A 10,257-nucleotide genomic window follows, 5' to 3' on the forward strand; every position below is an offset into this window, starting at 1 on the left:
TCATCAGGGGATAAATCTTTTCTTCTTTTTCTCATAAAAAAACCTCCAAATTAATGTAATTGTAGTTTACACTAATTTGGAGGTTTACACAAAATATGAGACAGACCCTTAAAAGCAGCTTTTTCACCCTTTGTCATCAAAACTATTATATTTATAATCAATGGAAATAGTACCAATGCCTTCATAATTATCATTCCTTCACATCACATTTTTTAAAAAACCCATCTTTTTCTAATTTTTTAATCCTTTCAAGAATATAGCTCCTGCTATTATGTTTTTTTATATAATTAAAAGAATTCAGCGACCATTTTTTTATCAAATCTGTATCTTCTATTATTTTTTTAATATGTTTATTTAGTTCACCTGCATCATCTATATTAAATGTCATCCCATTTTTCACCTTAGAAACCACATCACATAGTGCAATAGTTTTTGTTGTTATAAAACCAACACCTTGAGCCATACTATCAAATACTGCACGAGTCATTTCCTCAGTTCTGTGTGGAATTATTATTATATGCTGTTTCGAAACAATAGAAAATAACTCTTCTCCCCAAGGTATCCACCCAAAAAAAATCACATGGATATTCAGTTTTTTAGACAACCTTTTCAACTTGTCTATTTCAATCCCATCGCCGATTATATTAATTTCATATTTTTCTTTAGGAATACCTATAAATCCTTTTATCAACGTATCTAACCCCTTTTCATATACCAGTCTGCCAATAGAAAATAACTTGATTTTCTCGGTATTGGCACCTATAGAATCCAATTTGTTTTCCAATGCCGACTCTTTAATTATTTGATCTTCTCCTACAATAGGCTGATAAATTTTAAATGGATTTTTACTCGATTTAAAATATTTTTGATAAACTCCTTCCCCCAACATAAAAGCAGTATCTCCAATTCCTATACTTTTTTCATATAAATATTTAGAATAATGCATAAACCCTATTCAAAATATCTTTTTCAAAATATTTTTACTTCTGTCTACTTGATCTGTTTTTAATTTTCCTACAAGGTCACAATCCATTATAAATAATTTCTTTATATCATACTTTTGTGAATCTCTAATTCCAGTGTAACAAGAGGAGATCATATACGGGTATCCTCCTCCCCCAGTATGTAGTATCTCCCCCTGAGAGAGAGCATTATTAATTATTTTTTTATTTTTTCGATAGACTCGAAACCCCTCCATAAATGAGTTTTCATATTCAAGGGGAATAAACTCCATATTATCGTTTAAGGGAATATAATCTCTTGTTAGATTTGAAATCAAAGGAGCTATCAATCTTAATTTCACTCCTTTAGGCAGCAGATCTACATGAAGATTTATGTCTATAGCAGGTAGTTTCTCCATATAAATTTTATTATCTTTTATCATAACAGGTAGTTGAATTAAGTAGTTATAATACATCTTCTACCTCCTTAAATAATTTCAGTACACTGTCTTCCGTATTTTGTTTACTAAACTCTTTTGTTTTCTCGAGTCCGTTAATTCTCAATTTTTCTTTAAGTCTTGGTTCATCTTTTATTCTATAAAGATGACCATACAAACTTTCTATATCTCCATCCCTACTTGTGAGAGCTGTCTTATTATGTATCATATGAATATCTCCCCCACGGCCTGTAAAACCTATGACTGCACATCCACACCCCATAGCTTCCAAAAGAGGCAGTGCAAACCCTTCTGGATAACCAAAAGATAGATAGATATCATTTTTTTCATATTTTTTAATCAACTCACTTTTTTCTAAGTGTTCATATATAATCTCAAATTCAAAAGTATCTTTTAAGTCATCTGGAAAATTTTTAATAAAACTGTCGATATCTTTTTGATTTTCCTATATAAAATAAGCATTGTATTGGAATTTTTTAATTCTTTTTTATAACAAAACTTATCTAAATCTAGCCCATTGAGGACACTAAAAATTGGTAGATTTGACCGCTCCTTCATATACTCTGTACAATATCCTTTCAGTGCTATTATTCCATCAAATCCATATTTTTCAGCACTTCCGTCTCTATATAAAGCCCAATTTTGTACAAAAAGAAGTCTTCGTCCTTTTTTAAACTGTAAAATCTCCTGAGGTATGACCTCAGGACAGATAACAATATCCTCCTCTTTAATTTTTTTAATTTCCCCTTTTAAGTATGTCATAGAAGTCTTATGCTCAAACCAATCTGCATTGATACTATTAAACCTGCCGCCTAAACTCACTACCTTAGCTGGAATTTTATTCCCATTCAAGATATCAGCATGTTCATAGATTACCTGAATTCCCCCAGAAGCTTTTCTGTCATTAAAAATTTTGTGCCTTCCTTCTAAAATATTATACATAGGATCTCCACTAAAAATTATCCAAAAAGAGAAAAGTCAGCATATAAAAAACCTGCGAAAACACCTTTTGGGTGCCAGATTCACAGGTTTTATATTTTTTCTCCTAACGTTCTATTCTTTATTCTCTAAAATTATTTTTTCACTAATTTTTTCCGGAAGTTCCTCAAACTTTTTAAACTCCAGTGTAAACTCCCCCCTTGCCTGAGTGAGAGCTCTAAGATCAGTAGTATACTTTAACATCTCCCTCTGAGGAGCATCTACACTTATCTTCTGCTGATCTCCATAGGGTATTATTCCTAAAATTTTCCCCCTTCTTTTATTTAAATCACCTATTACATCTCCCAAATAGTCATTTGGGACCAGAACCTCTACCTTCATTATTGGTTCTAAAATTATAGGTTTTGCTTTAGGTACACCCAGTCTATAGGCAAGCATTGCTGCCATTTTAAAAGAAAGCTCATTTGAATCTACAGAATGATAAGAACCGTCCAAAAGAGTAGCTTTAAAATTAATCAGTGGATATCCTGCTAAAATTCCATTTTGACTGGCTTCAACTATGCCTTTTTCTACTGCTGATATATATTGTCTTGGAACTGTTCCTCCCTTTACTTTATCTATAAATTCAAATTTTTCATTACTCGGTTCAAATCTTATATGTACATCTCCATATTGCCCAGATCCACCAGTTTGTTTTTTATGCTTCCCCTGAACCTCTATCATACCCTTAATAGTCTCTCTATAACTTATCTTAGGTTCAGATGTAACACTATTCACACCAAATTTATTTCGTAGCTTATGGGTTATAACTTGTAGATGTTTCTCTCCCTGTCCTCCTATTAATAACTGTTTAGTTTCATAATTCCTTTCAATTTTAAAAGCTGGATCTTCGTCAGTTAATTTTTGCAGGAAGGTACTTATTTTTTCATCATCGTTTTTATTCATTGGTTCTACTGCAAGATATAGACATGGTTCAGGAAAATCAATAGTAGGATAAAGTATCGGATCATTTATATTACAGAGTGTATCCCCTGTTTGAGTATGCTGTAACTTAGTAGTCCCACCGATATCGCCGGCTCTTATCTCATCACTATTTATTTGAGTTATCCCCCTAAGAAAGAACAGATGAGATATTTTTTCTTTTTTATTCTTATTTGTATTAAAAATTTCTGTGTCTTTTCTTAAAACTCCAGAATTCACCTTAAACAATGATATCCTTCCTACGAATGGATCAACAATTGTCTTAAACACAATAGCAGAAAAAGATTCTTCAACATCTACTTTTTTAATTTTAAGCTCAGATGTTTTAGGGTTTTCTCCTATTCTTTCACCATCCTGCATCTCATTTGGAGTAGGCATATAATTTAAAAATGTATCAAATAGAGTATGGATTCCAATAGAGTTAATAGCTGATCCTACTAACACTGGTATTATATCTCCATTTACAATCCCTTTATGGAGACCAGTATGGATCTCTTCATCGGTAAATTTCTCCCCATTAAAGAATTTTTCCATCAGCTCTTCATTAGATTCAGCCACTGCCTCCAAGAGCATATCTCTGATAGAAGAAATTTCCATTCCTTGAGGAATTTCTGAATCCACACAAGTTTCCCCATCAAATCTTCTAGCTTTTAAATCCACCACATTTACAAATCCTTCAAAATTTTCCTTCTCACCTATAGGAACACAAAATGGTGCTATTTTCTTTCCAAAAGTGTCTTTCAATTCCTCCAATATCTTACTATATTGAATAAACCCCTTATCCATCTTATTTATGAAAATAACCCTTGGAATATTTTTCTCTTCCAATATTTTATTAGCTTTTTCAGTTCCTATCTCAATCCCAGAAGTGGCATCTACTACAAGGACAGCGCCTCCAACTACTCTGAGTGCAGCGCTAACCTCTCCTTTAAAGTCAAAGTGACCAGGTGTATCTAAGATATTATACTTATTTCCACAATATTCTATTGGGATAATAGAAGTATTAATGGAAAAGCCTCTCTGAATCTCCTCTTTTTCAAAATCTGAAACAGTATTTCCCTCTTCAATATTTCCCATTCTACTAGTCACTCCCGCTACATTTAAAAGAGCTTCGATAATGGTAGTTTTACCACTTCCACCATGTCCTAAAAATATAATATTTTTTATCTTATCAATATCATAATTTTTCATTTTATCCCCCCCAGATCTTAATAATTACCCATATTTTACTGACATTAATTCAAAATTAGAATTGGATCTTTAAAATACAATAACCGCTACATTTTCCTTAGGAAGCCTCCACCATTTCCCTTCATATTTTGGGTTATATCCTACAAAATCATGGTATAGAAAACTTTCATGTTCCTCCGGGCTTCTGACACATTTATGAGACCTTTTATATGTTCCCAATGTAATTATTGCTCTTTCCTTTCTTTCTTTTACGGCTTCTTTATTTCCTAATGCCTTCACCGTATCATCCCTTAATGGAATCCCATGAATATATCCGCCTCCACTAAATCTTATCCCATAATTTGCCCTAGAATATTTTTTTACTATCTCATAATCCTCTTCATCAATCCCTCCTTCTGTGATATTTTCAACAACTTCACCACCTAGATCCTGTTTTCTTACTTTTTCTTTATAGGGAAAAATAACCTGTCTCACTGTATTACCAACCAAAAAATAACCTTTTGGTGTTTCGTAGGAATCACGATTATTATTTATACCACTGCTAATTAGTGAATAGGAGATCAACTGCCACACATCATCTTTTTTTAAAAATATACCTTGATTCTGATTATCCAAATCAATTACTATAATTTTATTTATGCCGTCCTTTAGGTCAATCTTTTGAGTTTTACCACTTGCTATTTTATATGTTCTCGTTGAATCTGGAATCGTTACAAGAGCTTCCCTTGGACCTCTTTTTTTTACCGAAACTATCCTCCCATCCGAAAGATATCTCAATGAACTTTTGCCACTTGGACTGGTATAAATACCTCTAATACTTTGTTCTCCTCTATTTCCATACATATCTAAAGGAGCACCTTTATCTTCACTAGAACCTGGTTTATACTGTATGATCCTTTCAATACTCCAATTATTCTCCTTAGATTCTGCAATGAAAAAATCTAAATTCTTTGCTCTCTTTGCCATCTCTTCAAATCTAAATTCTCTTTTTACTATTACAGAAGAATGGAGATATCCGGTATAATTTTTATACCTGACCTTATACCATATTCTACTGTTTTTAATCCCATCTCCCCTTACCACATCTATTACCTCTATTTTTACTTTGATCTTTGTCCTACCTAAGATTCTTCCATTTATCGATGGTTTACTTCTTATATTAGCTGGGAAATCAGTAAACAAATAATCTATCAGTGGCAGCTTTCCAGTATATTCAATATTTTTTTCATATAATGGAAGTATTTCTAAATTTATAGGTACATTGCTCGTTATCTCTGTATTTTCTACTATTGTTAATTTAACTTCTACAGGGACCACAACCTCTTTAACACTACAACCATAGAAAGATACTATTATAATTAATAATATATAGATCTTTTTCATATTTTTCCTCCTATCTTAGATTTCATTAATAATTCTGGTTGACATAACTCTGTAAGTAAGGTAAACTAATCTTACTTGGTTTTGCATCTATAGCTCAATTGGATAGAGCGTCTGACTTCGGATCAGAAGGCTATGGGTTCGATTCCTATTAGGTGCACCAGTTTTAATTTTAACAGTTGAGTTTATTGAGCTCATAAATTTGTGGAGACAATTTGGGGACAAAAGTTTAAATATCGTTTAATTTATTTAAAACTTCTAACACCTTATTTTCATCGGTTTCTACTAAATGTGAATATGTATCTAAGGTCATTTTTATACTTTCGTGATCTAATCTTTTTGAAATTCTAACAATGTTTACTCCGCTTTGAAAAAGTATTGAAGCGTGGCTATGCCTAAAATCATGTAGGCTGAATTGTTTTAGTTTCAATTTTTTTATTGCTAAATTCTTACGTCTATGTAAGTTCGTTCTACTAACTTGAAAAATTCTTTTTACTTCCTTATCATATAGGGTATCTATATACCTCTTTAAATCATCCATCAAAAAATCTGGAACTTTTATAACTCTAATAGATGATTTAGTCTTTGGTGTTGTGATATACTCTTTTTTATCAATTTTTGAATAAGTTTTATTTATATTTATACTACCATCATCAAAGTTTAGATCTTTTATATTTAGAGCTAACCCTTCACCTATTCGACAACCAGTATAATATAGTAAAGAAAATATAAGTGAAATTTCACTATTGTCAAATGTTTTAATCTCCCTTATAAACCTTTTGTATATTTCAGGAGTAATTATATTGATATCTTTCTTATCTCTTAATAAAGGCGATTCTTGAACTCCTCCAGTTACTCTGACAGGGTTTTCTTTAACTCCATAAAATTTAACTGAATAATTAAATATTGCACTCAATTCTTTTTGTAAAGTTTTAAAGTAACTTTTTGTATATTCATTTTTTAATTCATGATTTTGCCATTTTTTTATAGTTGCAGGTGTAATATCTTGAATTAATTTTTCTTTGAAATATGGTATAAGTTTCCCATTAAATACTCTTTTTTTCCTTGCAAATGTACTAGCTTTTACTCTTACTTGTATATCTTCTAAATAAATCTCTGCTAGTTGTTTAAAGCCTAGCATTGAACATGTTTCTTTTTCTTGAGAAAGAAATTTAATTTCCCACTCTTTTGCTTCCTTTTTTGTTTAAAGCCTCTTTTTTTCTTTTTTTTCTGTTCGTTATTATAGCTTTTATACCTTATTTCTACATACCAACTATTCCTTAGCTTATCTTTATATACACTCATAAGCTAATTAATCCTATAACGTCTATCAAAATATTTTCTATGTAATCTGCCACATATTGTTTTATACCCTTTCTCTTTTAGTTCTGTATTTAACTCTCTTATTATTTTATATGCCGTATTTTCTGATATATCTAAAATTTTCATTAAATCTTCTTTTCTATAGAAATCCTTCATCTATACCTCCTCCCTTATTTCTTAAACATTTTCAAATTATTTTTGTTTTCAAACTCTTTTTCCTTACTTTTTATAGATGTTTTTATCATTTTTAGATGTTCTTCAATAGCCATAGCTTCAGCTTTATATTCTTCTAAAGTTCCACCATCTTCTACTTTGGTAATTTCAACTCTCATTTTCTCTAGTTTTTTATAATTAACATATTGAACTGGTTTTTTAAATTCAATTGCTATCTGATCCTTTATAGGAGCTAATAACTCTTTTATTGTTTCTGCTTTTTTTATCCCCCCATCAATTATCTTTTCCCTGGCGTCTGCTGTAACATCTTTATGAGTTAAAAATTTAACCGACTGGGTAGAGAGTGATGCGATGAAATCTTTTTTATCACTAAACTCCTGGAACAAGATAAACCTTTTATTGAATTCTGAGATATTATCTTTAGTCAATCCATTGGCTTCATACCACTGTGTAAAATCACCAGACTTTTTAAATTTTAAAGATACCTGATTAAGCATTCTACAAATATCATATAAGGAGTCGCTGACAGCCATAAAACTTTCCCTTAATTTTTGCTCACTATTTTTTATGAATTCGATATCTTCTTTTTCAATTTCGCGACTCGCGAAATCAAATTCCGAAACATATATTTCTTTTTTTACTGCTTCCTGGAGTTCTCCAAAGACATCCATCTACATCACAGCCTTTACAATTTTTGCAAAGATCTGTTTTATCTCATTATATTGTTTACTCTTTGTTTCCATGATTGTTTTTGATTTTTCTGTAAGCTGCATAATTTTAAGAGTTTGATAAATTGGATCAGTGATAGCAGCTCCTACCCCCTCCAGACTCTTTTTTAATTTATTCAGATGTTCTCGTTCCATCTTGCTTTTCCCAACCCTGTTAGGAACGATTAGGGCTACTTTATTTACTCCTACTTCTCTTATCAGATTGATCATGCCCTTAGTAGTTACTTTATCAAGGAAGGTAGGAATAACTACCTTGTCACTCACTTCCAGAAAGATGTTATCTAACTTTAATACTGGTGAACCATCGATAAGGATATAGTCATATTGAGTTTTAAAAATTTCTATTACATCTAGGAACCTGGTTTCAAAGGTTCTTTTTATCCCAGTGCTTGTAAGAGGGATATAAAATAAGTCTTTTCTTAATCTGATTAGATCTGAACCTCTACCATCAATATACCCTTGAAGGCCATCACCATAGCCTGACTTAACCCCTGCCATCTGCATAATATTATTCTGTGAATCAGATGTAAGTATTAGTACTTTATTCTTTCTATCCTTTGATTTTGAAAGAGTAGAGAGGATGTGGGCAGTCCAGAAACACAGTAATGACTTTCCTACTCCTCCTTTATTATTTTTAAATAAAATTACTTTAGCCATTAGACAATCACCTTATGCCTTGTTATTCCTCTTTTTCTCTTGATCTCTGATTTAATTTGTTTACTCTGTCTATTGGTCAATACATATTCACTTTTTAAAATAAAGTTTAAATCCTCTAAACTCATAGCTATAATTTCTTGATGATTTGGTCTTAATTTTGGTTTTTTCATAATTGCCTCCCTATATAAACTTTTGACTCAGATCGATAGCATACACTTTTATTTTTTTATTCCCGAAAAATGGATGATAGAGTTTTTTAATTTTTTTACTTTTCCCATGGTAGTCTCTTTTCAACATATGAGAACCAAAGAGCTCTTTGCATGAGATAATAGAATTTATACTCCCGAATCTTTATTTTATATTTAAGATCCATCATAAAATTAGGTGTTTGTCCTGTAAGAAGACTCAAGTCTAGATGTCTTTTTTCAACCAAATAAGTTAATATTGCAAATTCTTCATTATTTAATTGTTCTCTTTTAAAGACCCCTGTATTTTTTACTGTATAATCGATAAAAGGTAATAATCTTAATAATTTTAAATGTTGAATTGGCAAATAATCAGGAATTATTTGTTCTAGCTCTACTAAGATACTATCGGTTAAAACTCCCCTTGTCATAAGGTCAACTCACCTCCACTTCAAATTCAATGATTTCTTTTTGCAGGTATGCCTCAAAACACATCCCCTGGATATCAACTTGATCGGTATATTCCACACCATGCAGCACTAATTTTTTAATATCAGGTAAAGTCCTAATTCTAAAATAATTCCAATTTTTAATTAATGTTCGTTTCATTCCACTCCCCCTTGAGTTTTTGAGTGATTGTATTTTTTACAGAGTTGATTACCCAGATCATCATCTACACCTTGGCATTCACACCCAATATTTTTTAAAATTGAATTTCTCATAGATCTGATTTTAAATTCTCCTAATTTTTCAACCATGAAGAATATTTTTTCTTTTCTAGTAACTTTTTTTATATCCAACGGCTCAACTACCTCGTGATCTTTATCTTTTAGGATCGCCACCAAGACTTTGGAGTTCATGTTTTTATTTTTTAGCTTTATAAATTCAATAACTTTTTTAACCTCATTGATATTTCTATTGGAATAATTTTTAATATTTTTTAAAGTATTAGAATTAGTATTTTTAATACTGAATTCTGAAAGAACGGTTTTTAGTTCTTTAAAAAAATTATCTTCAGGAGCAGTAGCAGAATCTTTCTTTTCTGCTACTACTTCTTTTTTAGGAGTTCTTTTCTTGGGGTTCTTTTCTTGGGGTTCTTTTCTTGGGGTTCTTTTCTTGGGGTTCTTTTCTTGGGGTTCTTTTCTTGGGGTTCTTTGTTAACGCCATTCTGTCCCAGGGGTCGCCCCATTTTGTCCTGGGGGTCAGGACATTCTGTCCCGAGGGGTGCGTCATTTTGTCCTGGGGGTGAAACTTTTTTTGAATTAAATAATTTTCTAGTTTCTTTTTCTAACCTCAAGAT

At 31.3% G+C, this 10,257-nt stretch carries 15 protein-coding genes and 1 tRNA gene; 1 reads left to right on the top strand and 15 read right to left on the bottom strand.

The annotated features are described in order from the left end of the window. Window positions 1-190 precede the first annotated feature (190 nt). The 6 genes from V5784_RS08310 to V5784_RS08335 all read right to left on the bottom strand — a co-directional run bounded on the left by V5784_RS08310 (window position 191) and on the right by V5784_RS08335 (window position 5,893). Window positions 191-889, bottom strand: coding sequence for a glycosyltransferase family 4 protein (locus tag V5784_RS08310; protein WP_336888566.1), 699 nt, complete (start codon window positions 887-889; stop codon window positions 191-193). Between the two features lie 66 nt (window positions 890-955). Then, on the bottom strand, window positions 956-1,417 hold the full coding sequence (locus V5784_RS08315) for a hypothetical protein (protein WP_336888567.1): 462 nt from the start codon (window positions 1,415-1,417) through the stop codon (window positions 956-958). Next, on the bottom strand, window positions 1,407-1,829 hold the full coding sequence (locus tag V5784_RS08320; protein WP_336888580.1) for a glycosyltransferase: 423 nt from the start codon (window positions 1,827-1,829) through the stop codon (window positions 1,407-1,409). The genes V5784_RS08315 and V5784_RS08320 overlap by 11 nt, the downstream gene beginning before the upstream one ends. Next, entirely contained in the window at window positions 1,793-2,341 is a 549-nt protein-coding gene (locus V5784_RS08325) for a hypothetical protein (RefSeq protein WP_336888568.1), read from the bottom strand. The genes V5784_RS08320 and V5784_RS08325 overlap by 37 nt, the downstream gene beginning before the upstream one ends. 111 nt (window positions 2,342-2,452) lie before the next feature. Then, window positions 2,453-4,510, bottom strand: coding sequence for an elongation factor G (gene fusA / locus V5784_RS08330; RefSeq protein ID WP_336888569.1), 2,058 nt, complete (start codon window positions 4,508-4,510; stop codon window positions 2,453-2,455). Window positions 4,511-4,579: 69 nt separating this feature from the next. Further along, window positions 4,580-5,893 carry an SH3 domain-containing protein gene (locus tag V5784_RS08335; RefSeq protein ID WP_336888570.1) on the bottom strand — a complete coding sequence of 438 codons (1,314 nt, stop codon included), beginning with the start codon at window positions 5,891-5,893 and terminating at the stop codon, window positions 4,580-4,582. A gap of 83 nt (window positions 5,894-5,976) precedes the next feature. Here V5784_RS08335 and V5784_RS08340 point away from each other — a divergent pair. Beyond that, window positions 5,977-6,053, top strand: a tRNA-Arg gene (locus V5784_RS08340). A 66-nt stretch (window positions 6,054-6,119) separates the two neighbouring features. Here V5784_RS08340 and V5784_RS08345 read toward each other — a convergent pair. The 9 genes from V5784_RS08345 to V5784_RS08385 form a co-directional block, all read right to left on the bottom strand. Continuing rightward, window positions 6,120-7,031 (bottom strand): site-specific integrase, encoded by a 912-nt coding sequence (locus tag V5784_RS08345; RefSeq protein ID WP_336888571.1) that lies wholly within the window; start codon window positions 7,029-7,031, stop codon window positions 6,120-6,122. 167 nt (window positions 7,032-7,198) lie between these two features. Next, a complete protein-coding gene (locus tag V5784_RS08350) occupies window positions 7,199-7,369 on the bottom strand; it encodes a transcriptional regulator (protein ID WP_336888572.1) in 171 nt (56 codons plus the stop codon). A gap of 14 nt (window positions 7,370-7,383) precedes the next feature. Then, window positions 7,384-8,058 (bottom strand): hypothetical protein, encoded by a 675-nt coding sequence (locus V5784_RS08355; RefSeq protein WP_336888573.1) that lies wholly within the window; start codon window positions 8,056-8,058, stop codon window positions 7,384-7,386. Then, the gene (locus V5784_RS08360) at window positions 8,059-8,772 is read right to left on the bottom strand and encodes a ParA family protein (protein ID WP_336888574.1); all 714 of its coding nucleotides are present in this window, start codon (window positions 8,770-8,772) and stop codon (window positions 8,059-8,061) included. Beyond that, the gene (locus V5784_RS08365) at window positions 8,772-8,942 is read right to left on the bottom strand and encodes a hypothetical protein (RefSeq protein WP_336888575.1); all 171 of its coding nucleotides are present in this window, start codon (window positions 8,940-8,942) and stop codon (window positions 8,772-8,774) included. Before V5784_RS08365 ends, V5784_RS08360 begins: the two co-directional genes overlap by 1 nt. A 95-nt stretch (window positions 8,943-9,037) precedes the next feature. Further along, on the bottom strand, window positions 9,038-9,388 hold the full coding sequence (locus tag V5784_RS08370; RefSeq protein WP_336888576.1) for a hypothetical protein: 351 nt from the start codon (window positions 9,386-9,388) through the stop codon (window positions 9,038-9,040). A 4-nt stretch (window positions 9,389-9,392) separates the two neighbouring features. Next, the gene (locus V5784_RS08375; protein ID WP_336888577.1) at window positions 9,393-9,566 is read right to left on the bottom strand and encodes a hypothetical protein; all 174 of its coding nucleotides are present in this window, start codon (window positions 9,564-9,566) and stop codon (window positions 9,393-9,395) included. Continuing rightward, window positions 9,563-9,817, bottom strand: coding sequence for a hypothetical protein (locus V5784_RS08380; protein ID WP_336888578.1), 255 nt, complete (start codon window positions 9,815-9,817; stop codon window positions 9,563-9,565). The genes V5784_RS08375 and V5784_RS08380 overlap by 4 nt, the downstream gene beginning before the upstream one ends. Before the next feature lie 188 nt (window positions 9,818-10,005). Then, a partial coding sequence (locus tag V5784_RS08385; RefSeq protein ID WP_336888579.1) for a hypothetical protein occupies window positions 10,006-10,257 on the bottom strand: 252 nt, incomplete at its 5' end.

Origin of the sequence: Psychrilyobacter sp., assembly GCF_037132775.1 — a bacterium.
In the GTDB taxonomy this organism is placed as follows: domain Bacteria; phylum Fusobacteriota; class Fusobacteriia; order Fusobacteriales; family Fusobacteriaceae; genus Psychrilyobacter.